This window comes from Aliidongia dinghuensis, from assembly GCF_014643535.1.
Lineage (GTDB): Bacteria > Pseudomonadota > Alphaproteobacteria > ATCC43930 > CGMCC-115725 > Aliidongia > Aliidongia dinghuensis.
On record NZ_BMJQ01000006.1, the window covers coordinates 288975 to 315284 of the forward strand.

A 26310-nucleotide genomic window follows, 5' to 3' on the forward strand; every position below is an offset into this window, starting at 1 on the left:
CGCCATGTTCTCGAACGGCTTCCTTCTCGCCCATTACGTCGCGGCGCTTGAATGGCTGACGGTGCTGACCGCCATCATCATCATCGTGAGCGGCATCGACGACGCATTCATCGACGCCTATTTCTGGGTGCGCGAAGCCTATCGCGCGACCTTTCTCGCCCGGCGCATCAAGCCGCTGCCGATCGAGGCGCTGAGAAGGCCGCCGGAGCAGGCGATCGCGATCATGGTGCCGGCCTGGCAGGAATCCGCCGTCATCGCGCAGATGATCGAGAACAGCGTCGCGACGCTGGAATATTCGAACTTCAAGATCTTCTGCGGCACCTATCCGAACGACCCGGCGACCGGCGAGATCGTCGACCGCATGGCGCGGCGCTACAAGCAGGTCGTGCACGTCTCCGTGCCGCACGACGGCCCGACCTGCAAGGCCGACTGCCTCAACTGGATCATCCAGGCGATCTTTCTGAACGAGCGCACCCATGCGATCGAATTCGCCGGCATCGTCCTGCACGACAGCGAGGACGTGATCGATCCGCTCGAGCTCAAGCTCTACAACTACCTGCTGCCGCGCAAGGACCTGATCCAGCTGCCCGTCCTGTCGCTCGACCGCCAGTGGCACGAGCTGGTGGCCGGCACCTACATGGACGATTTCGCCGAGTGGCATTCCAAGGACCTGGTCGTCCGCGAAAGCTTCACCGGCCAGGTGCCGAGCGCCGGCGTCGGCACCTGCTTCAGCCACCGCGCGATGGCGGCGCTCTCGGCGGAGACCAACAACCAGCCGTTCAACACCGACACCCTGACCGAGGACTACGACTTCAGCTACCGCCTCGCCAAGCTCCACATGAGCCAGGTCTTCGTGCGCTTCCCGATCGAATACAAGGTGCGCCGCCGCCATTTCCTGACCGGCCGGGAGCGCGAGGTGTCGGTCGACAGCTATGTGGCCGTGCGCGAATTCTTTCCCGACAAATATCGCGCCGCCTATCGCCAGCGCGCGCGCTGGATTGTCGGCATCGTGTTCCAGGGCTGGCTGGAGATGGCCTGGAAGGGCGACTGGCGCAGCCGCTACATGCTGGTCCGCGACCGCAAGGGCGTCGTCACGTCTGTCGTCACGATCCTCGCCTATTTCATCCTGCTCAATTTCGTGCTGATCGGGCTCGTCCGTTGGTACGACCCAAACCTCATGACCTATTCGAGCATGATCGCGTCGCACGAATGGATCCAGATGCTGCTCGCCTTCAATTTTCTCTTGCTGTGCAATCGGATCGGCCAGCGCTTCTATTTCGTCTCGCGCTTCTACGGTTTGTGGCAGGGCGTCATGACCGTGCCGCGCCTGCTGGTCAATAACCTCATCAATTTCAATGCCACGATGCGCGCCTGGAAACTCTTCGTCGTGCATGTCATCGGCGGGCGGAAACTGACCTGGGACAAGACCGACCACGCCTATCCGTCGATGGAGCAGCTGCAAGAGACGCGCAAGCGCCTGGGCGAGGTGCTGCTCGCCTGGAAGGCGATCGACCAGGCGCAGATCGACGAGGCGCTCGCCCGGCAGACGGAGTTGGGCGAACCGCTCGGCCGGGTGCTGCTGCGCGAGGGATGGCTGCGCGAGGATGCGCTGGCCGACGCGCTCGCCTACCAGCACGGCCTGCCGCGAGCGGAATTCGATCAGGATGCCGTGCTCGCCCATAGCGAGCGGCTGCCGCTGCCACTCGTCATCCGCCACCGCGTACTGGTGGCTGGTGACGCGCCGACCGGTGGCCTGCACCTGTTGGCCGCCGGTCCGCCCGACACCGCGGTGCTGGAGGCGGCGGCCGCGCAGGCCGGTCAGCCGCCGCTTGTCTCCATCGTGCGAGAGAGCGACATCGCCGACGGCCTCAGGCTCGTGACCGGGATCGTCCAGCAGCCGGCGCTAGAACCCACGGCCGCCCCGCCGTTGCTGGGCGACCTGCTCATCGAGATGGGCGCGCTCCGTCGCCAGGACCTGTCGGAGGCGCTCGACCGGTACGAGCCGGCGCGCGACGGCCGCTTCGGCCAGTTTTTGATTGCACACGGCAGAATTGACGCCGAAGATCTTCAAGCAGCGCTCGAACGACAAAACGGCTTCGCGCCAGAGTTGGTCAACAACCCGGAGAGCACAGCGGCATGAAGCACCTGGTTCGACGCGGGGTGGGAATGCTGCTCCTCCTGCCTCTGCTTGCCGGCACAGCGCTCGGCTCAGAGCCCCCCTTGACCGGCGAAGCCTATCAGCATGCGGCCGCGGTCTATAAGGCCCTCGACGCCAAGGACCTGCCTACGGCCGAGCGCGAGGCGCGCCTCGCCTATGGCTTGCGCCCCGACAGCCGCAGCACGGCGCTCCTGCTGGTGGAGGTGCTGCGCCGCGAGAACAAGCTCGACGAGGCCCGGCGCGTCCTCGACGCGTCGCTCGCCGGGGCGCCGCCGGATGCCGGCGCCTTGACGACCCGCGGCTATCTCGACAATGCGCTCAACGACTATGACGCGGCCGTCGCCGATTTCGCCCGCGCCCTCGCCGTCCCCGGCCAGTCAGACGAGGACGTGCGCAAGCTGCGCCTTGCCGAGGCCGACGCGGCGTCAGCCGGCAAACAGCCGCAAAAGGTGCTGGACGCACTCGAGCCGCTCGCGGGTGAGGCGAGCTACCCGGTCGCGATCCGCCGCGGCTACGCGCTGTTCAGCCTCAAGCGCAACGACGACGCCTCGGCCGCCTTCGCGATCGCTGCCCGGACCGCGCCCAACGACGAGAACCGGCTTCAGGCGCTGAAGGGCCAGGCGGAAGCCGACTCCGAGCGCGGCGATCTCGACTCGGTCAAGCGGCTGTTGCCGGCGCTCAACGTCGCCGGCGCACCGTGCGACATCGACATCGCCTATCTCATGATGCGTGTCGGCGACGATGCCGACGCGCTCACCTATGTCGAGGGCCCGTGCGGCGCCGATCTCAAGCCGGCCAACGCGGTCGATTTCGGCTATGCGGCGAAGCGGCTCGGCCGGAACGAGGAAGCGATCAATTTCTTCCAGCGCGGGCTCGAGGAGCGCCTTGCGAGCGGCACGCAGTCCGAGACGGATACAAGGACCATCTTCGGCCTCCGGCGCGAAGTCGACACGCTCTCGCGCAGCTGGGGCGTCAACGGCAGCTTCACCTTTCGCGGCGGCCGCGACAACGCCGACAATGGCACGGTGGGCCAGGCCATCACGGAAGCCTATTGGCAACCGCCGATCCTGAACAACAGCCTGCAGGTCTACGCGCGCATCGGCGTCAACGCGGTCGACCAGACGTCTGCGGGCACCTCGTCCACCACCTCGACCCAGGCCGCATTCGGCACGCGGGTGAAGCCGTTCTCGACCGAGAACATCGTGATCGCGGCGGAGAAGCTCGTGCCGGTCGAGCACGGCGCGCTCAAGGACTGGCTGTTCCGCGGCGCCACATCCGGCGGCTTCGGCCTCGAGGTCGAGCCGGTGCGCCGTTACTGGCCGACGTCGCAATACTACGTCGAGACCGACTACTACCTCCACCAGCGCCGCTTCGCGGCCAACGGCGAGGGGCGCTACGGCGAGGCGACCTCGCTGCTCGACACCTCGCCCAATCTCATCGGCACGGGCTTCCTCGATCTCGCGGCCGAATACGACGGCGCGCAATATCGCCGGACCGCGGTGGCTGCCGGGCCCGGCATCGGCGTGCGCTACTGGTTCCGCGAGACGACCTATCGCGCGCCGGCGAGCTTCGCCGAACTCGATCTCGCGTACCGCTTCAACGCGACGGGCTCAGGCCGGCTTGGCGGCATCGTGCTGCAGCTGACGCTGTCGTTCTGAGCCGTCTTCGACGCGGGCGGTCCGCGGATCGCGGGCGGCGAGGAGATAGGCCCGGCGCAGCGCCTTCCCGCCCGCGACACGGTCGGTCATGTAGGGATCAACGGCAAAGCCCAGGATGCGGCCGGGACCCAGGTCCACCGCGCGCTCGAGCTGCGTCCGCACGCGGGCGAACGACGCCGCGCGGGCGGTGAACGGCTGTTGGGCGCGGCCGTCGTCCCGATCCAACTGCTCGAACAGTTCGATGATGAGCTCAAACGGCTTGGCATCCGCCCGAAGCCGCTCCGCGAGTTGCGCCGATGCGGCCGAGTGCTCCTCACCTGTCGGTGCTGCGACACCGGCACCGTCCTGGATCAGCGGTACGAGGGCCACCCGCTGGAGGATCGCGGACCACAGGTCCGGCCAGACCCCGCTGGCCGCGAAGGCCGAATGGAAGGTCGAAACCGCCAGCAGGCGGTCGTCGTGACCGGCGACCGCGGCCGTGATCGTCGACAGGTAGTCGAGCAGACGGTCGAGGAAGCCGGACCGCCGCCAGGTATAGTCGTCGAGCTCTTGCGGCAGGTACCAGCCGGCGAATGCCGGGTGCTGGGCATAGGACGCAGTTTCGATATGCCGCGTCTGGCGGGTCAGCACCGCCTTGAGATGGGCGTCCATCTTCGGCTCGTCGGCAGCGGCGGCCGCCCAATATCCATTGTCGAACGGCAAGCCGATCCTGAGGGCTAGGCCCCGAGCCGCCGCCAGATCCAGCAGACGGTCGAGAGTATCGGCTGAGGCGGCGAACCGGTCGGTGCCGTCCACGTAATCCACCCATTGCAGGATCAGCTGCTGACAGCCGAGGTGCCGCAGCAGGTCGAACCGTGCAGGCCAGATCGCCAGGTCGTCGAAATCGGCGCGCCACGGCTGGAAGAAGGAACCGTCGAGCCGCGCGGGCAGCCAGTCGGCAACCGGCGCGTCGCGGCTCGCCAGTCCGGCCGCCGCAAGCGCCAGCCACAGCGTGAATCGCCGACGGCTCAGCATCGATTCCCCGCGAACGGTCACCTCACATGCTCCTCGACCGGCGCTTCGGCTCGCGCCGGTCGATCATGCTACATCGCGGGGCCGCCAGACCCATCATTTTCCGAGGGCGATCGCCTTCAACCGGATCGCTCGTTCCCCCTCCCGGCCGATTCGGGCTCAAATCGCCCATACCCCGCTACGGCGCATCCCACTGATTCTAAGCATAGAATCAGCATAAAATATCATTATATACAAATACTTCGCTTTTTAGACCAAAAATGCCACACGGTTCCAGAATATATTCCGTATAAACGGCGCGCTTTCGTCTTCTCGTGGAGGAAATCTCGCTATGTTACTTACACGATTTCGCACAATCTTGGGTGGTTCGCAAGTATTATCTGAGAAAAAGAAATTAAAATTAAATTTATCTAAATTTTTATTCATTGGCGCGACGGCACTGACGTTCGCTCAGGCCAGCACGGCTTTCGCCTCCGGCACCGTCACGTTTCTGTTCTTCGACCGGAACGGCAACGCGCTGTCGTCGGCGAGCGTGCGCAACATCCTCAACAACAACAATGCCGGCTGGGACGGCGACGCGCTGGTCAATCCGACCAACCTGCAGGACCTCGAAGAAACGCCGCTCTATGACACGAACCAGGGCCTGGCCTTCGACACGATCTCTGAGCCGGCAGCCCTCTCGCTCAACTGGCCGACCACGCGCGGTTACTCGACGCTGATCGTCGACAACGGCGGCAAGGGCTTCTCCAACGGCGGGACGGTGAACTTCACCTATCAGGCCGCCCTCGACTCCTCGCGCCGGCTCGTGGCAGCACTGGCCGCCCGGCCGACCTATCAGCCGTCGGCCGCGTTCAAGACCGCCTACAGCGCAATGAGCGCCGATCTGCAGCAGGCGACCGCGTCGTCCGCGCAGTCGACGCGCGGCAAGTACGGCCAGCTGGCGCTCGACCAGGCGCATATCGCCAACGACCTGATGCTGTCCGAGTACGGCCACGCCATGACGGGGCGGAGCGCCACCTGGCTCGGCACCACGTTCGACACGACCGACAACGTCTCGACCACGGTGTCGAACGCCACCGTGGCGACGCCGCACGGCTGGGTCCGCATGGTGTTCGATCCGAGCGCTCAGCCGTCCGACTACACCGAGGCTGTCAACGCGGCCCATGCCGCGGGCCTGAAGGTCCTCGGCCAGCCGATCGATTCCTCGGAAGCCGCCAGCTTCTCGCAGTCGGCCTATGTCGCCCGCTTCCAGACCTACATCCAGGCATTCCCGAATATGGATGCGTGGGAGATCGGCAACGAGGTCAACGGCAGCTGGCTGGGCTCGGGCATGGGCCAGAAGATCGCCGCCACCGCGTCCTACGTCGCAGCCGCCGCACCCAAGGCCCAGCGTGTCCTGACGCTCTACTGGCAGATCGGCACCGACGCGCCCGAGTGGTCGACGTTCAACTGGGCCCGCGCCAACCTGCCGGCCTCGACGCGCAACCTGATCAACGTCGTGCTGCTGTCGACCTATGTCGAGGATGCGCCCATGGGCCTGGCATTCGACCAGATCATGAACGAGCTGCACACGGAATTCCCGAACCAGAAGATCGGTCTGGGTGAGCTCGGCTACTGGTCGCCCGACACGTCGCAGGCCTGGTGGGCGATCTCGCCGAACAACCCGACGACCTCGACCCGCCGCGCGGTCGCGAACCAGTACTACTCGGCGAGCCTCGGCTATTCGTTCGGCGTCGGCGGTGGCTTCTGGTGGTACTTCGCCGAGGATACCCTGTCCGACCCGCAGCTCACCGGTGCCATCCGCGCCGGCGTCACGGGCGCGTTCTAAGGGGGAGGGGGGCGTCCGCGGACTCGTCGCCTTGCGCGACGAGGCTGCGGACGTGGTCCTCGAGCACGGTCGCATTGGCTGGGCACCGCCAGTGCGACCGTGTACTCGTTATAGGAACGAAGACGGCTCAATGCCGTTCGGCGAGCAGCGCCATCCGGACAAGTTCGGACAGGCTGCCCGCCTGCATCTTGCTCATCAGGTTCGCCCGATAGACCTCGACAGTGCGCGGGCTGATGCCGAGCTGGAACGCGATCACCTTGTTCGAGCGCCCGCTGACCACGCCGTCGAGCACGTCCCGTTCGCGGGCGGAAAGGGCGACGAGGCGAGCGCGGATCGCCTCAGGCGAATCGGTCTCGACGAGACGGCCCTCACCGTTCAAGGCCGACCGGATGGAGCCGATGAGCCGCTCCTCGTCGAACGGCTTTTCGATGAAATCGACGACGCCGGCCTTCATCGCTTCCACCGCCAGCGGCACGTCGGCATGGCCGGTGATGACGATCACCGGCCGGCCGGCGCCTCGTCGCTTCAAATGCCGGATCAGCTCGAGCCCGTTCGTGTCGGCCATTCGCACGTCGGTTACGATGCAACCGGTGGCAGGCATCGGCAGCAGCTCGAGAAAGGCGGTCGCCGACTCGTAGGTATGGACGTCGAAGCGCGCCGCCTCCAGCATGAACCGAAGCGAATCCCTGACGGCCTCGTCGTCGTCGATCACGTGGACCACACCGTCAATCACGTCCGTCTTCCTCCCTCTCGACGCTTCGCAACGTGAAGCGGAATGTGGCACCGCCCCCGGGCGTCGCCTCCGCCCAGATGCGGCCGCCGTGGCTTTCGACGATCGTCCGCGAAATGGAGAGGCCGACGCCCATGCCGTTGGCCTTCGTCGTGACGAAGGGTTGGAACAGGGTGTCGATCACCTCCGAGTCGATGCCGGGGCCGGTATCCGCGACGCTGACCTGGGCCAGTTCCGGGCCGACGCGCTCGACCGAGATCGTCAATTCCTTGTTCAGGCTCCCCTCCATCGCATCGAAGGAATTCCGCAGCAGATTGGTCACCACCTGCTGGATCTGGACCCGGTCGGCGAGCACGAGATCGGTGGAGGGATCGTAGTTTCGCCTTACCGTTATACCGCGCTCCTTGGCGCCGACCAAGGCGAGCTCGCCGACGTCATCTATCAGTTGCGAGAGGCTCTCGATCCGCCGCTCCGTTTCGCCGCGGGCCAGGAATTCGCGCAGGCGGCGGATGATATGCCCGGCCCTGAGCGCCTGCGCCCCCGCCTTCTCGAGCGCGCCCGCGAGCCGCTCACGCGGTATGTCCGGCTCGCTGAGCAGGTGTGCCGCACCCTTCAGATAATTGGCGATCGCCGACAGCGGTTGGTTCAGCTCGTGGGCGATAGCCGAGGCCATCTCGCCCATGGCGGTCACGCGCGATACGCGAACGAGCTCGGACTGCAGTTCCTGCAGGCGGGCTTCCGAGCGATGCCGTTCCGTCAGGTCGCGCACGAACCCGGTAAAGAAGCGCCCCTTGTCCGTCAGCGCTTCGCTGATCGTCAGCTCCATGGGGAAGGTCGAGCCGTTCTTGCGCTCGCCCATGACGATACGGTCGGTGCCGGTCGTCCGTCGGTCGTCCGAACGCTCGTACTGGTCGAGATAGCCGTCGTGGGTCTCGCGGTCCCGTGCCGGCATCAGCAGGTTGGCGTTACGGCCGAGGACTTCGCCGGCGGCCCAGCCGAACAGGTCCTCGGCCGCATGGCTGAAGGAACGGATCAGCCCGCGCTCGTCGGTCACGATCATCGCGACCGGTATCGTCTGCAGGAGCGTCTGCAGATGCATCTCGCTTTCCCTGAGCGACCGGTTGATGACGATCAGTTGCTGCCGGGTCCGCTGCAGCCAGGATCCGACGCCCATGATGGCGCTGCTGATGCCGGCAAACACGGCGACGCTCGCCACGTCGCCCATGACGACCGGCTGGTCCGCCGGAAAGGTCGTCTCGACTACGGCGATCAGCGAGAGCAGGGTCGCGAGCAGTCCAGGCCGGAAGCCGCCCAGGGCCGACGCGGCGACGATGGCCGGGATCAGGAACAAATAGACCGACCGCTCGCCGAACGCGAGCTCGAGCAGCAGGTACAGCGCCAGGCCGGCGATGACGCCGAGGACGGCGATCGCGTAGCCGAACCAGATCCGCCAGTCCTGCACCCATCGGCTCATTTCACTGTCGCGCTCCGCCGTCGCGAAGCCATCGCTACGCCTTGAACTGCATAAGTTTTTTCGGCGCCGCGCGCGCTTCGGAATAGTACTTAGGGGAAATACCGGATTTGTGTTTCCTTCGTCTTCGCAATAGGTTGGATTGGGAGTGCAGCGCCGTTGCTCGAGTGGCCGCGAACCGCGCCCGCCGATCGGGCGGCGGGCTCATTGCTTCGGGGCAGCTGTTCGGGGTCTCGAGCATGTCCAGTCCAGGCTCCACTCCCTTGCCAGGCTCGCCTCCGTTCAAAGTGTTCATCCTGGACGACGACGCCGATCTGCGCGCCGCGCTGCAATTCTCCCTGGAGCTGGACGGGTTCACTGTCGAGACGTTCGCGACCGGCGAGGAGTTGGTGCAGCAGGCCGAATTTCCCGAAATCGGCTGCCTGGTGGTGGACTACCGGCTGCCTGGTATGAACGGCCTCGACGCGCTCGACCAGTTGCGGCGTCGGCAGATCCGCTTGCCGGCCGTGCTGATCACCACGCAGCCGCGACGTTCCGTGCGCCAGCGCGCTGCCGCAATCGGCGTGCCGATCATCGAGAAACCCTTGTTGTCCAACGCGCTTTCCGAGCATATCCGTCGCGCCGATCCGCGCTTCTTCAATCACCCCTGAATTGCGTCGCCAATAAATACTTAGCGTCAGAGATGTAATAGCAATTCTTTTCCAAACATACACCCCAATTTATACGCGATTTTACTTGAGCGAAACACCAGAAAATAAGTGACAGGCCCGAACCATCCCGCCCGCACCTTGAGCGCGGGCAAGGTATGAAGGGGCTGGACAGGCGCGGTCAGAACTGGATCGGCAGGGCCACCTGGAACACGTAGCGCGGCGCCCGGCTGCCGGCGCCGATGCCGGCGGTCATGTCGAGCGCCATGCCCGGCGCCAGGTTGGTGAAGAGGCCGGCCTGGAACAGGCTGACCGCCGCCTCGGACCCCGGCACGCGGACGCCCGACGCCTCGGTCTTGCCGAGGAACTCGAGCTGCGGCCCGACGCTCAGCGAGGTTTCCGGGCTGACCGCGAACAGCACCGAGGTAGCGGCGGTATAGGTGTCGCCGGGCGCGATGCTGCTTTCGGGGAAGGAATGGGCGTAGCGGAACGATCCCGTAAAGACGAGCGGATCCTGCCGCTTCGAGGCATTCAGCGTGACCGCCACCTGGTTGAAGCCGCCGCCGATCGCGGTGCTGTTGCTCTGCCGGCCGATGTTGGACAGCCAGCCGACGCTGGCTACGAGGTTCGGCCGCCACGAGCCCTCGCGCACGAGGAACTTGTCGAGCGTGATGCTCGGCTGTCCCAGCAGCCATGACGTGGCCGACTGTTCCTTGAGACCGACGCCGAGCGCCCGGGTCGTGTTCGAGGTCGTGAGATAGTCGTACGGCAGATTGATGTCGACCTGCGCGTCCCACGGCAGGCCTGCGCGGAACAGCAGAGAGGTCTCGAGCTGGTCCTGCTGCGTGAAGATGTCGGACGTCAGCGCCCGGCCGTCGGTCGTCAGCACGAGTGGACCGGGCACCGTCTGCTCCCGCCGCGTGTAGGTGACGGTCGGCACGATCTGGTAGACGCCGGTCGGCAGCAGGAGCGCGCCGGTCTGGACCAGCGCGCGCTCGAGCGCATGCTCCGCCGCCTCCGGATCGACCTCGAAAGTGCCTGACGACGAAGGAGGCGACGAAGGAGGCGACGAGGCAGTCGTTGGCGGGGCGGCAGGAGCGGCGGGCGGCGGGCTCGCTTGCGCCTCGACGGCCGTTTGCGCGGCGGCGGCCGCTTCGGCCGGCCTGGGCGGGATTGGCGCCACCGCAGCCGGAGCGCTCGCCGCACGCGACGGCGGCGGCGCCGATGCCGCACCCGCCACACGTCCCGTCGCTTGTGCCTGTACCTGGGCCTGTGCCTGGGCCTGCGCCTGCGCGCGCTCGAGCTTCATCACCCGCAGCAGCAGTTCCTGGATCACGGCATCGCGCTCGTCCAGCCGCTTCTGCAGTTCCTCGATCGTCGGTTGTTTCTTCCCATTGGCCGGCGTCGCATCGTCCGCCCGGGCGGCGGGCGCCCAGGCGGCAAGCGCGCAGGGGCCGAGCAGCAGGGCGGCGGTCGCCCCCTGCCTGCCTGCCCGGCGATCTGAACGAAGACGGAAATCCGAAGGGAAAATGCTGATCCGCACGGCAGGCATCCCGTCAGTGATGAAAAAGAATTTCGCGCACGGCATCGTCGGCCGGAGCAATATATTCCTCTGCATGTGGCGCCAGTTCGCCGGGCGGGAACGGCATTCCCGCAATCGTGACGACGAACCCGACGTGTCCTATTTTGGGAAAATCGATCCAGACGCGCTGGAATTTCTCGACCGGCATGGTGCGATTGCCGAATGCCGGGTCGGCCAGCAATACTTTGTCACCAAGTGTGCCACGAAATACCACGAAATGATTGTAGCCGATCGGGCTGATGGGCACGATGACCGGCGCCATGGTGACCAAATCCGAGAAATCGAGGCCGCCATAGCCGATGCCGCGATAGCCGCGCCCGTCGACGTAGCGTTTCATGTCGAGCAGCGAGAAACCCTCGCGGGCACGCACGAGCTCGGGATGCTCGATATATTCCTTGCGACGGATGAGGCCGGCGGCAACCTCGCGCTCAGTGACCGGGTCGCCGAATTGATAGCGCAGGATGGTAGCCAGCGCCGCCGCCCCGCAGCTCAGGTCGAACTTCTGGACGACCGCACTCTGCTGCCGCATCTCGAGGACGGAACGGACCGGCCCCTGGCCGATCTCCTGTGCGGCAGCCGTGCCGGCGAGCAAGCTCAGGCCGACACCCAGGATCGCCCGAAGGATGGATCGCGCGCCCGAAACTAGGCGCGCGCCGACCGACGCGGGCTGCCTATCGATTGATATTTGCGCCGTCCCGTTCATCTCAGGCTCGAAATCCCGCTGCTCACTTCTTTTGGGCGCCGAGGCCCTTGGGGAGGTATTGAGGCAGATCAAGCGCAAGCATCATACACACACAAGGCGCGATCGGATGGGCGTCTTTGAAAAAAATGCGCCCCGCACGAGGGGAGTGCGGGGCGCGAGGGGGGTTAGCATTTCTCGCGGGCTGACCTTACGGGCTGGTCAGAACGGCCTGCAGTTGGCTGACCGCCGCTGCACCGCCGCCGAGCCCCAGCGATGCGCCGATCGAAGTGGCTTCGGCCGCCGCATAGGCCGAGGAGCCGATGACCTGGGTGATCGCCGTGGCGACAGTGCCGGCCGACAGCGTGCCGAAGGCGCCGCCCAGGCCGACGACGATGGAGGTCGCACCGGCGGTGACGTTGTCCATCTGGCTGTCGTTCAGCTGGGCTGGCTGGGCGTTGGCGGCGCCCGCCGCGAGCAGCAGCGCACCGGCGGCGACGAGGGAGTGAAATTTCGTGATCATGTTGCGATGTCCTTATCGGTGAGCATCGTCGTCGGAGACGACGTGTCGTTGTGGGTCTCGACTTGCACCGGCGTCAGTTCGACGAGGTCGACGAGAACGTGACCATCGCCGTGCCCTTGTTCAGGGTGACGGAGCCGAACGTGTCCATGATGACGACCGGGGTCTGCACGATGCTGGCGATGAGCGCCGTGTCGGCGAGTGCGTTGAGCGAGCCGGCCGCGGAAGCTGCCAGTGTCACGAGAATGCCGCCGGCCGCGCCGGCCGTGACCTCGTCCATCTGCGCGGCGCTCAGGGCCTGAGGCTGACCGGCGAGCGCGACGCCGGACAGGAACGGCAAGACCGCGGCAGCAGCAAAGAGCTTCTTCATGATGATCTTCCTCATTTCAGGGTTGATACTTTCACTCACCAAGTAATGCCCGGTTATCCGGCGGAGTTTTGCTTGGGCATTACAGAGGCAGGAAAAAAGTGCCGCCGGCAACGTAAGTGAAGCTGACACTGGCCTGCGCCGTCGGACTCGAGACGCTGCCGCCAACCGTGGTGTTGACCAGCGGATAGCCGTTGACCGAGCCACTCGTCGTCGCCTGTGTCGCGGTCTGGCCAGTATTGGAGGTCGCGGAGGCCGTGCCGCCGATCGCCCCGCTTTCCACGAAGCCACCGCCGGTGAGCGGCGTGTAGGATGTGGATCCGCCCGCATTGGTCTGCGCTTCCGCGTAGAGACTGCCGAGGGCGACGGCGGCGCTGAGCTGATTCAGCGTGACGCCCGCCGTGACGCCATCGAGTTCGGCGTTGCTCAGCGAGCGCGGTTGGGCCATGGCAACCTGACCGAATGCCAGCGACGAAATCATGGCCACCGCCGCCGGAACCGTGCGTAAAGGTCGTTGCATCATTCTGTCTCCCTTCGGTCACCCAATTCCGGGCGCTGTCGGGCACTCGCGGCTCAGCCCAAGAGATAATCTTGATATACTGAGAATGCGCCGGTGAATTATTGAGCCGTTTTCGCTGGGGTCTGCTCAATCCCTGCGACACATAATACATTGCACGGCGATTTTCAGATGAGAAGCCAAGTTAGACACTGACAGTATTAGGCCGTCAGTGGTTGCCCGTAGGGGAATTGTTGTACTGTCGAGTTAACTCAAGTTAATGACAGAGGGAGAGTCCCCCCGCATCATGGCGGCGAGCACATCGAACCAGCCTTGAGTTCTCCGAGCCGTGGCCCCCAACGCCATCCCGCCCGGGGGACCGGTTATGGGAGGGGGGATCATGGCCCGACTTGGCGAAAGCGCAGGCCATCGCGCCTATATTGTCGACGGCGACGAGAGCCATCGCGCGCACTGCGCCGACCAGCTCGCAACGCTCGGCATATCGACGCGCAGCTTCGCGAGCGGCACGGCCTTTCTGGAGGCACTGCCCCGGCTGGCACCGGGTGGCGTTCTCGTCGACGACGTCCTGCTCGACATGGCCGGCATGGTGCTGATCCGCCGGATCAACGGCCTGAGCGCCCGCTTCCCGGCTGCGCTCATGTCGGGCCAGTCGGATCTGCCCACGGCGATCGCCGCCATCCAGGCCGGGGCTGTGGATCTGGTGCAAAAGCCGATCTCGGAAGAGGCGCTCGCCGCCTGTATCGAAAACCTGCAGGCCCACCTGATGCCGGAACCGGAGCCGCTTGAGCCGATCGAGAGCGCGGACGAGCGCCTGGCGCGCCTGACGCCGCGGGAGCTCGCGGTGCTTGACGGGATCGTCGCCGGCTTGCCGAACAAGAAGATCGCGCTGCAGCTCGGCATCAGCCCGCGCACGGTCGAGACCTATCGGGTGCGCATCAAGCACAAGCTGCAGGCCAACAGCCTGCCGCAGCTCGTCAAGCTGGCGCTCGCCGCAAGACCCGCCGGCGCATCACGGCCGACGCCCAGCCGCGCGGCCCCGGCAACAGGGCATCAAGCGAGCGGACACCAAGCGATCTGAGCGGAAGACGGCGGGTTGCGAGGGGCCCTGCCCCCAACGCGGCGAGATCGCGTCACGACGAGGCCCCCCGAAATGCTGACCCTGTTGCTCATTTTGTTGACCTGGTGCGGGCTCGCCGGCATCGCGGCCGTCGTCTATGCCCTTTGGGCGGGCAGGTTCGGCTCGATCTTCGCGGAACGCACCATCGACGGCCGGACCGCACCGGAACGACGGAGCACCGTCACCAAGCCATGGTGCGGTCCCGACCGACGGGCATAATTCTACCGCCATAACGTCCAAAGACCGCGAACGAAGCCGCGCTGCGATCGGCTCACCTCCAAAGGTGCTGCCGCTTCCCGGCTATCGACCCGACATCCCGCTCGTGGCATCATTATCAGACGATGTTTCAGTCCGACGCCGCGCCCCGCCGGGGCCGACGGCCGTGCGCGGCATATTTCGTGCGTAGCTTTCCGGCAATCATCGCATTTTGCGGAGATTGGCATGAACAGCATGTTCCGGCGCTTTTTTCCGCCGGTCTCGAGACGATCGAGAGTCCAAGGTTCCGCCCGCTGCGGCATTTTCGTTGTCCCATTTCTTTGCGTCATTGCGGGCTGCCAGACGAATCCCCCCAGCACATCGATTGGGGGCACGTCGATCGCGAGCGCCGATGGGCCGGCCCGGGTGCATCCGCTCGCCGAGGACCAGCTCGACGGCATCACGGCCGCCGGCCTTACGCTCGTGCCGAGGGCCAGCGCCATCGCCTTCGGCGCCAACGCGGTCGCGTCGGAGGCGATCGAGGCGCGGACGGCCGAAGGCCAGGTCCTGAAAGTCCGCTGGGCCAAACCGGTGCGCGGCATCGAATGGGCCGCCGACGTCGAGACCTTCAATGGCGTGATCGGCCTCGCCCATGCGGGCGCCTCCGCCTCGGGCAGCGGTGGCGCCGACTGCAACGCGCAGATTGAAGTCCAGGCGGATTACGTCCAGTCGCTCAACTCGAAAACGACGACAGGGACCATCGCAATCTGCAACTGCACCGCCCTCGGCATCGCACTGCTGAAATAGAGACACAACCTATTCGAACAGGCCGCAGCAATTTCCAGTTGTTTCGGCGATTTTCTTCGAATCAATTCAGTACTGAGTTGCAGTAGAATACCCTACGTATTTTTCCGGATTTTGATATACTGTAATTTGACTGATAATTGACATCGCGACCAAGAAGCGAACCGGACGGAAAGACCATTCGGATCCGAAGCTGCGGATCCGGCAGGCACGCATGTTTGCGATCGGGGACCGCTCGCTCGTGGTTTCCTGTCGCGCGGTTTCCTGTCGCGCGGTTTCCCGGCCGCGCGGTTCCCGGTTGCGGGGGGCTCTGATCTTGAGGCTGGTTGAGCGTCTTGGTTGGGCAGGTCGCCCTATTGGTACCTTGACGGCCTCCGCGGACACCCAGGCATTCAGCCGGTGTCTTCCGGAGGCCACAGGCATCGCCGATGCTGCAGCCGCACCTTCGCATCCTGCCCCACCGCCCGTAGGAAGGCGTGTCATGCCGAAGCCATCTTGCGGCGCGCAGCAGTTTTTGCAGTCCCGCGCCATAAAAGCGGCAGAGAAAGAGTTGGTCGTCGACACGCCGGCACGGCAGTCGCTCCTGGCCGCGGGCGCCGCGACGAAGCTGTTGCGCACGCATGCGGAGATCTACCGCCAGGGGCAGCGGCTCCAGGATGCCTTCCTCGTTCTCGCCGGATGGGTGGCGCTCGAGATGACGCTGGAGAATGCGGCCCGCCATATTTTCGATCTGGCATTGCCGGGCGATCTCTTGGGTGGATGGCCGGGGCACGAGACCATCTCCGACCATTCTGCGGAATGCCTGACCGAGACGACGCTGTGCGTCATTTCTCCGGCCAACCTATGGCAGCTGGGGGACGCCAACCGGTCGATGTTCGCCAAGATGGCCGACATCCAGTCGATCCGGCTCGGCCGCGCGCATGATCACATCCTGAACATCGCCTGCCGGCCGGCACGCAGTCGCCTTGCGCATTTTGTCGTCGCCGTCTTCCACCGGCTGCGCGGGCGCCTGCCCGACCGGGACGGCGACCGTATGCCACTGCCGCTGAGCCAGGTCCAGCTCGCAGACGCGCTGGCGATAACCCATGTCCATACCTGTCGGCTGCTGCGGCGGTTTCGCGAGGAGGGCATCCTGCGCTTGAGTGCCGGGACCTTGGAAATCCTCGATCACGCCACCCTCATCCACGAGGCCGATTTCGACCCGTCGACGGCCGCGGCGACGCCGATCATCCGCATGGAAGCCGTCCGGGCGAGCTAGGAGCCGCATCGGAACGAGCGGAATCGCTTGGCGATCCGCTCATCCCGTGAATCCGTCTCTAATCAAATAGTTAGAGCGCGGACGCCGCGGGGCCGCATCAGTACCATGTCAGGCCGACGGGCAGCGGCACGATCGCATGCGGTGTCTGCATGGGGATCGACACGCCTGTGACGGGCGTCCCCGAGCCACCCCCCTCCGGCGAGGGCAAGCGGAACGGGAGTGGGTCGAGCACCGGAGAGAACGGCGGTTCGGGAGACGTGAAGCCGGCAAAGGCACCTGCCGTCACGCCATCGAGCGCGTTTGCGTCGAGCACCGCGCGATCGCCGGCGCGCGCGGCGCCGGCAATGGCCGCCAGGGCAACGACGGCCGCCAGGAATTTGATCGACATGATGCGCCTCGTCAGAATTGTTCGCTGCTGCGTTCGAACGCGACCGATCCGATGTCGCGCCCACGGCCGCGCCCCGGATATCCCGCGCGCGGTGATTCGGCGGCCGCGGTGAGGGAGCCGCCGGCCGCTTCCGGGAGTGCCGTGAGGCAATGCGGCCGGCGGCCGGCGTCGGCACTCGCGCCCACGCCTATGCTTGCGCCGGGTTCTCTTGTCGCCGTCGCGCCGAGCGATGGTGGAAGGGACATATCCATCCCCGCCGCGCGCGGCCCGCTCCCGCCGTTCGCATTCATATCGTTCGTACCGGCAAGGACCGCGCCCACGAACGCCCCCTGCAGCGCCAGCGTGGCCGCGAACATCGGCACGAACAGCTTGTTCAGCATTTCGACAAACTCTGTCATCTCGGCGAAATTCGGCCAATTGTCGACGCCGAGCAAAGGAATATGGTCGGGAATTTCTTGGAAGAATTCCCCCACAACTCTTACGTTTTTACTCTATATTAAAATGCAGCAGCCCAGAATTCTGGATATTGCTTACGTGTTGGCGCGTCAGCATGGCCTGCTCGACGAGCGAGGGGCGGCATCCAGAAGTTGCTTGCCTGCCGGCGGCGCGGGCCCGACCATGGCGCCATGCCGAGCCATGACCCGACGAAAGCCAGTGAAGAGTTCTTCCAGGACGCGTCGGCGATCCATCGCCGGGCCATGCAGTCGCTGTTCGACCGGCTCGACCGCCTGTGCGAAGGGGCGATCGCCGTCGACCGGCACGCGCGGGTCGTCTGGGTCAACGAGAAATACGCGACGCTCCTGGGCCTGCCCAGCGCCGAGGCGCCGGTCGGGCGCGACGTCGAGGAGATCATCCCGAACAGCCTGATGCGCCAGGTGGTGCAGACCGGCCAGCCGATCCTGCTCGACATCATGGAGTTCGGCAGTCAGCCCCTGGTCGTGACGCGCATGCCGCTCGAGGACGAGGCCGGCCGGGTGATCGGCGCCGTGGGCTTCGTGCTCTACGACCGGATCCATGCGCTGAAGCCCATGGTCGCGAAATTCATGCAGTTGCAGAACGAGCTGGCCGAGGCGCGCCGGCGGCTGGCAGCCGAGCGCCGGCCGCGCTATTCGCTCGCCGACTATATCGGCAACAGTCCGGCCGTGCTGGAGGTGAAGCGGCTCGCCCGGCGCGCGGCCCAGCAGGACGCGACCGTGCTCCTGACCGGCGAGACCGGCACCGGCAAGGAACTGCTCGCCCAGGCGATCCACGGCTCGTCGCTGCGCAAGGACAAGCCGTTCGTCGCGGTCAATGTCGCGGCCGTGCCCGAGGCGCTGCTCGAGGCCGAATTCTTCGGCACGGCACCCGGCGCCTACACCGGCGCCGACCGCAAGGGACGCGACGGCAAGCTCAAGGTCGCCGACGGCGGCACGCTGTTCCTGGACGAGATCGGCGACATGCCGCTCGACGTGCAGGCGAAGCTCTTGCGCGCGCTCCAGGAGCAGGAGATCGAGCCGCTCGGCGCCAACAAGGTGATCCGGATCGACGTCCGGATCATCGCGGCAACCCATGTCGACCTCGAACGGCTGGTCGAGCAGGGCCGCTTCCGCCCCGACCTCTACTACCGGCTCGACGTGCTCCGCATCGAGCTGCCGCCGCTGCGCCTGATCAAGCCGGACCTCGAAGCGCTGTGCGAGACCTTCCTCGACCAGATCGCTGCCCGGACCGGCACGGCCGTGCGAAGCATCTCGCCCGGTGGGCTGGTCGCCCTCTCGGGGCACCATTGGCCCGGCAATATGCGGGAATTGCGCAACACCATGGAGCGCGCCGCCGCCCTCTCCGACAACCAGCTGCTGACGGAGGAGGACTTCCGCGGCATCCTGCCGAAGCAGGCCGACGGGGCGGCCCCGCCGGCATCCCTGCCGTCCTACGACGAGGCGCTCGCCCTGTTCGAGCGCACAACGCTCTCCACCGCGCTTGCCGCGGCGGGCGGCAAGGCCGCCGAGGCGGCGAAGCTGCTCGGCATGTCCCGGGCGAATTTCTACAAGAAGCTGGCCAAGCTCGGCCTGTCTCAATATTGAGACTGTCGTCTCGCACATGAGACGGCAGAACTGCAACGGCGTCCCCGGCGCAAGAGGCCGTTTACCGTTCCGGGGTGTCTCCGTTTCGAGACCGAACGGCCACTTATGCTCGCCGCTCATGCCTGCCCGTCGAGAATTGTCGCGCGATATCAAAGCACTATAACCACTTGGCGCACCCTTTGCCTTGGCGGCGATACGCTCCCGGAGACGGGAGGACAAGGTCTGCCGTCAAGCGCGGATCCGAGGAACTGGGAGGAGATCAACGTGAGCCTCGTCATTTGCCTGGCGGCCCTCGCCTTTCTGATGTTCGTCGCCTATCGAGGCTACAGCGTCATCCTGTTCGCGCCCGTCGCGGCACTGGGCGCCGTCCTCCTGACCGATCCCTCGGCCGTGGCGCCGATCTTCACCGGCCTGTTCATGGAAAAGATGGTCGGGTTCGTGAAGCTCTATTTCCCGGTCTTCCTGCTCGGCGCCGTGTTCGGCAAGGTGATCGAACTATCGGGCTTCTCGCAATCGATCGTCTCGTCGGTCATCAGCCTCGTCGGCCGCTCGCGCGCCATGCTGTCGATCGTGCTGGTCTGCGCCGTCTTGACCTACGGCGGCGTCTCGCTGTTCGTCGTGGTGTTCGCGGTTTATCCCTTCGCCGCCGAGATGTTCCGCCAGAGCGACATCCCGAAGCGCCTCATCCCCGGCACCATCGCGCTCGGATCCTTCAGCTTCACCATGGATTCGCTGCCCGGCACGCCGCAGATCCAGAACATCATCCCGACCACCTTTTTCAAGACCAACACCTGGGCGGCGCCGACGCTGGGCGTCATCGGCACGCTGTTCATCCTGGGCGCAGGCTTGAGCTATCTCGAATGGCGCCGCCGCGCCGCGGTCCGCGCCGGCGAGGGCTACGGCACCGGCCACACCAACGAGCCGGAGGCACTGCCCCAGGAACGGCTCGCCAACCCCGCCTTGGCCATCCTGCCGCTCATCGCGGTCGGCCTCTTCAACAAGCAGTTCACCGACTTCATCCCGCATGCGTATGGCGCGTCGGCCGACGTGACGCTGACGCCGGGCGCCCATCCGGTGACGCAGCAGGTCTCGCAGGTGACGGCGATCTGGGCCGTCGAAGGGGCGCTCCTCATCGGCATCCTGCTCGTGCTCGCAACTGCCTATCGCCAGGTGGCCGGGCGCTTCGCCGAGGGCAGCAAGGCGGCGGTCGCGGGCGCGCTGCTCGCCGCCATGAACACGGCGTCGGAATACGGCTTCGGCGCGGTCATCGCGGCGCTCCCGGGCTTCCTTGCGATCTCGGACGCGCTGAAGGCGATCCCGAACCCGCTCGTCAACGAGGCGATCTCCGTCACCTCGCTCGCCGGCATCACCGGGTCGGCCTCGGGCGGCATGAGCATCGCGCTCGCCGCCATGTCGGAGCAGTTCATCGCCGCAGCGCAAGCGGCCCATATCCCGATGGAAGTGCTGCACCGCGTCGCCTCCATGGCGTCGGGCGGCATGGATACGCTGCCGCACAACGGCGCCGTCATCACGCTGCTGGCGGTCACCGGCCTGACGCATCGCCAGTCCTACAAGGACATCTTCGCCGTCACCTGCTTGAAGACGATGGCCGTCTTCGTCGTGATCCTGACCTACTATGTGACCGGCATCGTCTGACCAACTGAACCATAAACAGATCGGGCGACGGCCCGACGAGGGGAGGCATCCATGCACAGGCCCATCCATCCCCTGTTGCCGGCGCTGCGCGGCGCGGATCGCGGCAAGCTCGTCGCCGCCCATGACGCGGTGCGCCTCATCCGCGATGGCGACACGATCGCGACCGGCGGCTTCGTCGGCATCGGCTTTGCCGAAGGCATCGCGATCGCCCTCGAGGAGCTCTATCTCTCGACCGAGGAGCATCACCTCCAGGCAACCGGCAAGCCCAAGAACCTGACGCTCGTCTATGCCGCGGGCCAGGGCGACGGCAAGGAGCGCGGCCTCAACCATTGGGGCCACGAGGGGCTGGTCAGGCGGGTGATCGGCGGCCATTGGGGGCTGGTGCCGCAGCTGCAGCGCCTCGCCATCTCGAACCAGATCGAGGCCTACAACCTGCCGCAAGGCGTCATCTCGCACCTGTTCCGCGATATTGCGGCGCACCGACCGGGGCACCTGACGCGGGTCGGCCTCGGCACCTTCGTCGACCCGCGCTTCGGCGGCGGCAAGATGAACGAGCGGACGACCGAGGACCTGGTCGAGCTCGTGAACCTCGGCGGCCAGGAGGCGCTGCTCTACAAATGCTTCCCGATCGACGTCGGCGTCATCCGGGCGACCACGGCCGACCTGCAGGGCAACCTCACCATGGAGCGCGAGGCGTTGACGCTCGAGGTGCTGGCGATCGCCATGGCGGCGCATAATTCCGGCGGCGTGGTCATCGCCCAGGTCGAGCGCATCGCCGACAGCGGCTCACTCAACCCGCGCCAGGTCAAGGTGCCGGGCGTCCTCGTCGATTGCGTGGTGGTGGCGGAGAAGCCGGAACACCATTGGCAGACCTTCGCCGTCGCCTACAACCCGGCCTTCAGCGGCGAGATCAAGGCGCCGCTCGTGGGGGCTGCGGGCCATGCAGCATCCGCCCCGCTCGACGAGCGCAAGATCATCGCCCGGCGCGCCAGTCTCGAGCTGCTGCCGAACAGCGTCGTCAACCTCGGCATCGGCATGCCCGAGGGGGTCGCGACCGTGGCGCATGAGGAAAAGATCATCGACCTGATCACGCTCACGGCCGAGCCGGGCGTGATCGGCGGCATTCCGGCCGGCGGCCTCAATTTCGGCGCCGCCGTCAACACTGAGGCGGTGATCGACCAGCCCTACCAGTTCGATTTCTACGACGGTGGCGGCCTCGACCTCGCCTTCCTGGGCTTGGCGCAAGCCGACCAGGCCGGCAACCTCAACGTCTCGCGCTTCGGCCGCAAGCTCGCCGGCGCCGGCGGCTTCATCAACATCAGCCAGAACGCCAAGAAGGTCGTGTTCGTCGGCACGTTCACCGCGGGCGGCCTGCGCATCGCGATCGAGGACGGTGAGATCCGCATCCTGGCGGAAGGCCGCGACCGCAAGTTCGTGCGCGAGGTCGAGCATCGCACCTTCAGCGGCGCCTATGCCCGCGAGCGGCAGCAGCCGGTCTTCTACGTGACGGAGCGCTGCGTCTTCACGCTCGGCGACGCAGGGCTGGAACTGGTCGAGATCGCGCCGGGCATCGACCTCGAACGGGATATCCTGGCGCACATGGATTTCGTCCCGGGGATGCCGGTGGCGCCGCGCCTCATGGACCCGTACCTCTTCCGCGACGCGCCCATGGGGCTGCGCGAGACGCTGCTCGCCGTGCCGCTCGAAGAGCGCTTCATCTACGACCCGCAGCAGAACCTGTTCTTCATCAATTTCGAGGGGCTGACAGTGCGCACGGCCGCCGAGGTCGAGCGGATCCGGGCGATCGTGGCAGAGCGGATCGAGCCGTTCGGCCACAAGGTCTACGCCGTCGTGAATTACGACAATTGCAGCATCCTGCCGGACGTGCTCGACCTCTATTCCGCGATGGTCAAGGACCTGACGGACCGGTTCTATTCGAACGTCACGCGCTACACGACGAGCGGCTTCCTGCGCGTCAAGCTCGGCGACGCGCTGAGCCGCCGGCATGTCGCCCCGCACATCTACGAGACGGCGGAAGAGGCGCGCCGGCACCTCGAGGCCTTCGAGCAGGATGTGGCGATATAACGGGGCGGCCTAACGCGCGGGCGCCACGTCGATCTTGCCCGTCATGCCGAACAGCGCATGCAGGAAGTGCGTGCATTCCAGGCTATAGGTCCCGGGCGTCGTCGGCAGGAGCAGGAGATCCGCCGTTTCGCCCTTGGCGAGGTTGACCTTGCCCCCGTCGGGCGCGCGGCCGCCGGCCGGATAGGCGGCCGCGGCGAAAAACGCCGGCGCCGAGAAATCATGCGCGCCGCTGCCGTTGTTGACCAGGCGCAGCCGCACCGGCGTCCGCTCCTGCAGGGCAAGCTTGGCGGGCGAGAAGGCGAAATCGGTCATGAGGACCGGGATCGTCTGGGCACGGCTCCAGTCGACGTCTGACGCCGCCGTGGCTTGCGGGCCGACCGGCCCGGTGGACGGTTCCGAGGAGCAGGCCGCAACAAGCAGCATCAGGCCGATCAGCGCCCGTCGTGCGATCAATCGTTTCGCCATGCGATCCTCAGAAGCTCCGCTCGATGGTGAGCGCGAAGAAATCATAGTAGGACAGCCGTCGCCGGGCGCCGACCGGATCGAACGGCGTGAAGTCGTTCTTGCTGTGACCGAAATAGTGGGTGAAGCCCAGGGACGCTTTCCAGCTCTGCCGGAGCGTCGCCGTGACGGCAATGCCGACGTCGCCCGTGCCGCGGTTCATCGCCGGGTCGGTCTCCGACAAGCCCAGGAAATTGTAGCCGACCTGGACCGGCACCGTGAGGTCGAGGCCGGGCAGCACCTGGAAGAACCGCGGCGCGAACATTGTGCGGAATGCCGCGGCATCCGCCGTGCGGCCAGGGATGAGCCGGGTGGAATTGGCCGTGACCTCGAGCAGGCGATTGGCCGCGATCTCGGTGCTCCAGCGCGCGCCGCCCGGAATGCCGGGCAAGGGCGGCGTCTCGGTGGTCCAGGAGAGCTGGGCATGCAGCGTATCACCCAGCGGATAGAGCGCATGGGCGTTGTTGTCGGCCGCGACGCCGGGCGGGACCAGGATGCCGCCGTTGACCAGCGGCATGCCGCGCCGGGCCGATAGTTCGGCGGCGAAATTGCCGTCGCCGAGCGGCCCCGCGATGCTCGCACCGAAGCTTTCGATGCCCTTCGGGTATGCCAAGCGATAGCGCCCGGCCGAAGGATCGACGTAGAGCTCCGGCTCCTTCGCATTGTAGCTCAAGGCGGCGAGCGCGTAGTCGAATTCGCCGTGAGTCCATTTGACCGTGACGCCGAATTGGTCGCTGGAGCCCGGCGTCTGGTCCTGGGCGCGGCGGAAGAGCTGCGGCCCTGCGCCCGGGACGGTGAGCCCGATCGTCTCAGCGTCGCGCTGGGTCAGGATCTGGGCGGCGCTCGCATAGGCGCCGTAAGGGGCGATCAGGCTGCGGCGCCATTCGAATTGGTAGAACGCGGCGAGTGCCACCCCGGGCGCGGGCTGCCAGCTCACCGAGCCCTGGCCGACCGGCAGGAACGGACTGTTCGCCCGATCGTAGCCGCTCGGCTGGTAGAGATACGTGTCGACGGGCGCCTGCCCCGCCGCGATGCCGTTTTCCGGGAAGAACAGGCTTTCGCCCCAGAGCAGCGTGTGCCGGCCCAGGCGGAACGACAGGAGCTGATCCTCGTCCCGCGCGATCGTGCCGTAGAGGAAGGCGTCGCGCAGCGCCACCTCATGGTCGCGCGCATAACCGTCGCGCAGGATGAAATACTGGTGCGCAGGGGCCGCCGCCGACTGCGCCGTCTCGGGCGCCGTCTCGGGCGCGTATTCGGTCGCGAAACGATCGTAGACCGGGTCGTACCAGGCATCACCGCTCGCCCTGAGCCCGAAGCCGCGATAGGCGACGTCGAGTTCCGACTGCCAGGTCGCGCGCGCGGACGTGAAGCCGTACCGCCGGCCGCAGCCCGCCTCCCCCGTCCCGAACGCCCGGGCATAGGCGCTCGCCAGATAACAGCCGCCGCCGTCACTGGCGTCCCCGGAATTCGGCTGGAACATCGTGCCCAGCACCAGCGAATTGTCCCAGCTGAGATCGACGGCCGTGCCGGTGTCGATCTCAGCCGCGGCGAGCGGCGCCGTCACGAGCAGCCCGAGTGCCGCGAGACCGGTGCCGAGCCGAGCGGTCATGCTGCAGCTCGCGAGCGATAGTGTGCACAATAGTTTACGGGACCGCCGGCCTCTATAGTGTCCCGCCCGCACGCCGGCCGGGCCCGCATCGAGGACGATCCATGGCGACATCCGCCGTTCTTGCCGCAGCGGCGCTGAGCCTGCTGCTCGTCTGCGGCAGCCGCGGATACGCCGCCGTCAGCGCGGAGGAGGCGGCGGCGCTGCACTCGACGCTGACACCCATGGGCGCCGAGCGGGCGGGGAGTGCCGACGGCCAGATCCCGGCCTGGACCGGCGGCTACACGACCGTGCCGCCCGGCTATGTCGAAGGGGCGCCGCGGCCCGATCCTTTCGCTGACGAGCGGCCAATTCTCACGATCACCGCAGCGAACTACAAGGACCATGCCGAAGCACTGCCGGAAGGGCAGAAAGCCCTCTTCGAGAAGTTCCCGGACTATCGCATGGAGGTCTATCCGACCCATCGTACGGCAGCGGCGCCGAGCGCGGTCTATGACGCGATCTTCGCCAACGCGACGCGCGCCCATGCCGCACCGGAAGGCATCGCCTATGGCGTGGAGGGGGCCGCGGGCGGCATTCCCTTTCCGATCCCGAAGGACGGCTTCGAGGCGATCTGGAACCATCTTCTCGCCTTTTGGGGTGCCGCGCGGGAGGACAGCATACGCAACTACTTCGTGGCGGCAGGCGGCACGCGGGAACTGACCAACCAATATCGGGAGATCGTTGATTTCCCATACTACTATCCCGGCGCCACCCCGGATAGCTTCGGCCCTTACTATTTCAAGCGCCGCGAGCTCACGAACGCGCCGGCCGATCTCGCGGGCCGCGGTTATCTGCTCCTGCAGCCGAACAACATGGCGCGCGATCACCTGCAGGCCTGGCAATACCTGCCCGGCGAGCGGCGCGTGCGGAAGTCGCCCTCGCTCGCCTACGACACGCCGACGCCAGACGGGGCGGGCATCGAGAGCTTCGACGATTATTACGTCTTCAGCGGCAGTCCGGACCGCTACCAGTTCCGGCTCATCGGCAAGCGGGAAATGTACATCCCCTACAACAACAACCGCTTCTATCTGAAGCCGGTGGCCGCGGTCGCCGGTCCCCAGCACGCGGCCCCCGACGCGCTGCGCTACGAGCTGCATCGCGTCTGGGTCGTCGATGCGGTACTGGCGCCGGGCCATCGCCACGTCGCGCCCCATCGCCGCTTCTATCTGGATGAGGACACCTGGTTCGCCGTCTATTGCGATGCGTGGGACGCCGACGGACGGCTGTGGAAATTCAGTCACGGGACCATGTATCTCGTACCGGACCTGCCCGCCGTCGTGCTCGGCAGCGAGTTCATCTACGACCTCCTGGGCGGCGGCTATCTCTTGAGCTTCACCTTCAACGACGAGCCGGTCCAGTTCAAGGAGACGGCAGCGCACCCACCCAGCGACTTCACGCCCGAGACGCTCGCGGTGACCGGCGAGCGGTGA

General features: G+C 66.2%; 24 protein-coding genes. 12 read left to right on the forward strand and 12 right to left on the reverse strand.

Going from position 1 to position 26310, the window contains the following annotated elements; genetic code table 11:
* The first annotated feature begins 4 nt into the window (after positions 1-4).
* Positions 5-2140: a glycosyl transferase family protein gene (locus IEY58_RS13655; RefSeq protein ID WP_189046569.1), complete on the forward strand. Its 2136-nt coding sequence runs from the start codon at positions 5-7 to the stop codon at positions 2138-2140.
* A 26-nt stretch (positions 2141-2166) separates the two neighbouring features.
* Entirely contained in the window at positions 2167-3816 is a 1650-nt protein-coding gene (locus IEY58_RS13660) for an NfrA family protein (RefSeq protein WP_189046571.1), read from the forward strand.
* Here IEY58_RS13660 and IEY58_RS13665 read toward each other — a convergent pair.
* Positions 3769-4851 (reverse strand): DUF4434 domain-containing protein, encoded by a 1083-nt coding sequence (locus IEY58_RS13665; protein WP_189046573.1) that lies wholly within the window; start codon positions 4849-4851, stop codon positions 3769-3771. The genes IEY58_RS13660 and IEY58_RS13665 overlap by 48 nt on opposite strands.
* Before the next feature lie 508 nt (positions 4852-5359).
* On the opposite strand from IEY58_RS13665, the gene IEY58_RS13670 reads away from it, so the two are divergent.
* A complete protein-coding gene (locus IEY58_RS13670; RefSeq protein WP_189046575.1) occupies positions 5360-6655 on the forward strand; it encodes a hypothetical protein in 1296 nt (431 codons plus the stop codon).
* Between the two features lie 127 nt (positions 6656-6782).
* On the opposite strand, the gene fixJ is transcribed toward IEY58_RS13670, so the two are convergent.
* Together fixJ and IEY58_RS13680 are read right to left on the reverse strand one after the other, a co-directional pair.
* A complete protein-coding gene (fixJ, locus tag IEY58_RS13675) occupies positions 6783-7388 on the reverse strand; it encodes a response regulator FixJ (protein ID WP_189046577.1) in 606 nt (201 codons plus the stop codon).
* On the reverse strand, positions 7381-8859 hold the full coding sequence (locus tag IEY58_RS13680) for a PAS domain-containing sensor histidine kinase (protein WP_189046579.1): 1479 nt from the start codon (positions 8857-8859) through the stop codon (positions 7381-7383). Before IEY58_RS13680 ends, fixJ begins: the two co-directional genes overlap by 8 nt.
* Before the next feature lie 236 nt (positions 8860-9095).
* Between IEY58_RS13680 and IEY58_RS13685 the strand changes: the two genes are divergently transcribed.
* Complete coding sequence (locus IEY58_RS13685) at positions 9096-9506, forward strand: response regulator transcription factor (protein WP_189046597.1); 411 nt, start codon at positions 9096-9098, stop codon at positions 9504-9506.
* A gap of 178 nt (positions 9507-9684) precedes the next feature.
* On the opposite strand, the gene IEY58_RS13690 is transcribed toward IEY58_RS13685, so the two are convergent.
* From IEY58_RS13690 to IEY58_RS13710, 5 genes are all read right to left on the reverse strand, one after another.
* Entirely contained in the window at positions 9685-11046 is a 1362-nt protein-coding gene (locus tag IEY58_RS13690; RefSeq protein ID WP_189046599.1) for a hypothetical protein, read from the reverse strand.
* Between the two features lie 13 nt (positions 11047-11059).
* Complete coding sequence (locus IEY58_RS13695) at positions 11060-11788, reverse strand: C39 family peptidase (RefSeq protein WP_229743711.1); 729 nt, start codon at positions 11786-11788, stop codon at positions 11060-11062.
* Between the two features lie 187 nt (positions 11789-11975).
* Positions 11976-12287, reverse strand: a complete 312-nt coding sequence (locus IEY58_RS13700; protein ID WP_189046601.1) for a hypothetical protein — start codon at positions 12285-12287, stop codon at positions 11976-11978.
* 73 nt (positions 12288-12360) lie between these two features.
* Entirely contained in the window at positions 12361-12654 is a 294-nt protein-coding gene (locus tag IEY58_RS13705; RefSeq protein WP_189046603.1) for a hypothetical protein, read from the reverse strand.
* Between the two features lie 79 nt (positions 12655-12733).
* Positions 12734-13174: a hypothetical protein gene (locus tag IEY58_RS13710; protein ID WP_189046605.1), complete on the reverse strand. Its 441-nt coding sequence runs from the start codon at positions 13172-13174 to the stop codon at positions 12734-12736.
* A 373-nt stretch (positions 13175-13547) separates the two neighbouring features.
* Between IEY58_RS13710 and IEY58_RS13715 the strand changes: the two genes are divergently transcribed.
* The 4 genes from IEY58_RS13715 (at position 13548) to IEY58_RS13730 (ending at position 16542) form a co-directional block, all read left to right on the forward strand.
* Positions 13548-14246, forward strand: coding sequence for a response regulator transcription factor (locus IEY58_RS13715; protein ID WP_189046607.1), 699 nt, complete (start codon positions 13548-13550; stop codon positions 14244-14246).
* 72 nt (positions 14247-14318) lie between these two features.
* A complete protein-coding gene (locus tag IEY58_RS13720) occupies positions 14319-14504 on the forward strand; it encodes a hypothetical protein (protein WP_189046609.1) in 186 nt (61 codons plus the stop codon).
* 402 nt (positions 14505-14906) lie between these two features.
* On the forward strand, positions 14907-15287 hold the full coding sequence (locus IEY58_RS13725) for a hypothetical protein (RefSeq protein ID WP_189046611.1): 381 nt from the start codon (positions 14907-14909) through the stop codon (positions 15285-15287).
* A gap of 478 nt (positions 15288-15765) precedes the next feature.
* A complete protein-coding gene (locus tag IEY58_RS13730) occupies positions 15766-16542 on the forward strand; it encodes a Crp/Fnr family transcriptional regulator (protein ID WP_189046613.1) in 777 nt (258 codons plus the stop codon).
* A gap of 97 nt (positions 16543-16639) precedes the next feature.
* Here IEY58_RS13730 and IEY58_RS13735 read toward each other — a convergent pair whose 3' ends face one another.
* Together IEY58_RS13735 and IEY58_RS13740 are read right to left on the reverse strand one after the other, a co-directional pair.
* Positions 16640-16930: a hypothetical protein gene (locus IEY58_RS13735; protein WP_189046615.1), complete on the reverse strand. Its 291-nt coding sequence runs from the start codon at positions 16928-16930 to the stop codon at positions 16640-16642.
* A gap of 11 nt (positions 16931-16941) precedes the next feature.
* A complete protein-coding gene (locus tag IEY58_RS13740; RefSeq protein ID WP_189046617.1) occupies positions 16942-17403 on the reverse strand; it encodes a hypothetical protein in 462 nt (153 codons plus the stop codon).
* 153 nt (positions 17404-17556) lie between these two features.
* Between IEY58_RS13740 and IEY58_RS13745 the strand changes: the two genes are divergently transcribed.
* The 3 genes from IEY58_RS13745 to IEY58_RS13755 all read left to right on the forward strand — a co-directional run bounded on the left by IEY58_RS13745 (position 17557) and on the right by IEY58_RS13755 (position 22731).
* Positions 17557-18990: a sigma-54 interaction domain-containing protein gene (locus IEY58_RS13745; protein WP_189046619.1), complete on the forward strand. Its 1434-nt coding sequence runs from the start codon at positions 17557-17559 to the stop codon at positions 18988-18990.
* Positions 18991-19254: 264 nt separating this feature from the next.
* On the forward strand, positions 19255-20646 hold the full coding sequence (locus IEY58_RS13750; RefSeq protein WP_189046621.1) for a GntP family permease: 1392 nt from the start codon (positions 19255-19257) through the stop codon (positions 20644-20646).
* A 51-nt stretch (positions 20647-20697) separates the two neighbouring features.
* A complete protein-coding gene (locus tag IEY58_RS13755; protein WP_189046623.1) occupies positions 20698-22731 on the forward strand; it encodes an acyl CoA:acetate/3-ketoacid CoA transferase in 2034 nt (677 codons plus the stop codon).
* Positions 22732-22740: 9 nt separating this feature from the next.
* Here IEY58_RS13755 and IEY58_RS13760 read toward each other — a convergent pair whose 3' ends face one another.
* Together IEY58_RS13760 and IEY58_RS13765 are read right to left on the reverse strand one after the other, a co-directional pair.
* The gene (locus tag IEY58_RS13760; protein ID WP_189046625.1) at positions 22741-23196 is read right to left on the reverse strand and encodes a cupredoxin domain-containing protein; all 456 of its coding nucleotides are present in this window, start codon (positions 23194-23196) and stop codon (positions 22741-22743) included.
* A 7-nt stretch (positions 23197-23203) separates the two neighbouring features.
* Complete coding sequence (locus IEY58_RS13765) at positions 23204-24841, reverse strand: DUF1302 domain-containing protein (protein WP_189046627.1); 1638 nt, start codon at positions 24839-24841, stop codon at positions 23204-23206.
* Positions 24842-24942: 101 nt separating this feature from the next.
* Between IEY58_RS13765 and IEY58_RS13770 the strand changes: the two genes are divergently transcribed.
* Positions 24943-26310 (forward strand): DUF1329 domain-containing protein, encoded by a 1368-nt coding sequence (locus IEY58_RS13770; RefSeq protein WP_189046629.1) that lies wholly within the window; start codon positions 24943-24945, stop codon positions 26308-26310.

Bases quoted from the DNA above. Each gene is read 5' to 3' on its own strand.
- IEY58_RS13655 (WP_189046569.1), top strand. From the start codon at position 5: ATGTTCTCGAACGGCTTCCTTCTCGCCCATTACGTCGCGGCGCTTGAA.
- IEY58_RS13705 (WP_189046603.1), bottom strand. From the start codon at position 12,654: ATGAAGAAGCTCTTTGCTGCTGCCGCGGTCTTGCCGTTCCTGTCCGGC.
- IEY58_RS13745 (WP_189046619.1), top strand. From the start codon at position 17,557: ATGCCGAGCCATGACCCGACGAAAGCCAGTGAAGAGTTCTTCCAGGAC.
- IEY58_RS13755 (WP_189046623.1), top strand. From the start codon at position 20,698: ATGCACAGGCCCATCCATCCCCTGTTGCCGGCGCTGCGCGGCGCGGAT.
- IEY58_RS13735 (WP_189046615.1), bottom strand. From the start codon at position 16,930: ATGTCGATCAAATTCCTGGCGGCCGTCGTTGCCCTGGCGGCCATTGCC.
- IEY58_RS13710 (WP_189046605.1), bottom strand. From the start codon at position 13,174: ATGATGCAACGACCTTTACGCACGGTTCCGGCGGCGGTGGCCATGATT.
- IEY58_RS13765 (WP_189046627.1), bottom strand. From the start codon at position 24,841: ATGACCGCTCGGCTCGGCACCGGTCTCGCGGCACTCGGGCTGCTCGTG.
- IEY58_RS13715 (WP_189046607.1), top strand. From the start codon at position 13,548: ATGGCCCGACTTGGCGAAAGCGCAGGCCATCGCGCCTATATTGTCGAC.
- IEY58_RS13720 (WP_189046609.1), top strand. From the start codon at position 14,319: ATGCTGACCCTGTTGCTCATTTTGTTGACCTGGTGCGGGCTCGCCGGC.
- IEY58_RS13695 (WP_229743711.1), bottom strand. From the start codon at position 11,788: ATGAACGGGACGGCGCAAATATCAATCGATAGGCAGCCCGCGTCGGTC.
- IEY58_RS13760 (WP_189046625.1), bottom strand. From the start codon at position 23,196: ATGGCGAAACGATTGATCGCACGACGGGCGCTGATCGGCCTGATGCTG.
- IEY58_RS13700 (WP_189046601.1), bottom strand. From the start codon at position 12,287: ATGATCACGAAATTTCACTCCCTCGTCGCCGCCGGTGCGCTGCTGCTC.
- IEY58_RS13680 (WP_189046579.1), bottom strand. From the start codon at position 8,859: ATGAGCCGATGGGTGCAGGACTGGCGGATCTGGTTCGGCTACGCGATC.
- IEY58_RS13730 (WP_189046613.1), top strand. From the start codon at position 15,766: ATGCCGAAGCCATCTTGCGGCGCGCAGCAGTTTTTGCAGTCCCGCGCC.
- IEY58_RS13685 (WP_189046597.1), top strand. From the start codon at position 9,096: ATGTCCAGTCCAGGCTCCACTCCCTTGCCAGGCTCGCCTCCGTTCAAA.
- IEY58_RS13660 (WP_189046571.1), top strand. From the start codon at position 2,167: ATGCTGCTCCTCCTGCCTCTGCTTGCCGGCACAGCGCTCGGCTCAGAG.
- IEY58_RS13770 (WP_189046629.1), top strand. From the start codon at position 24,943: ATGGCGACATCCGCCGTTCTTGCCGCAGCGGCGCTGAGCCTGCTGCTC.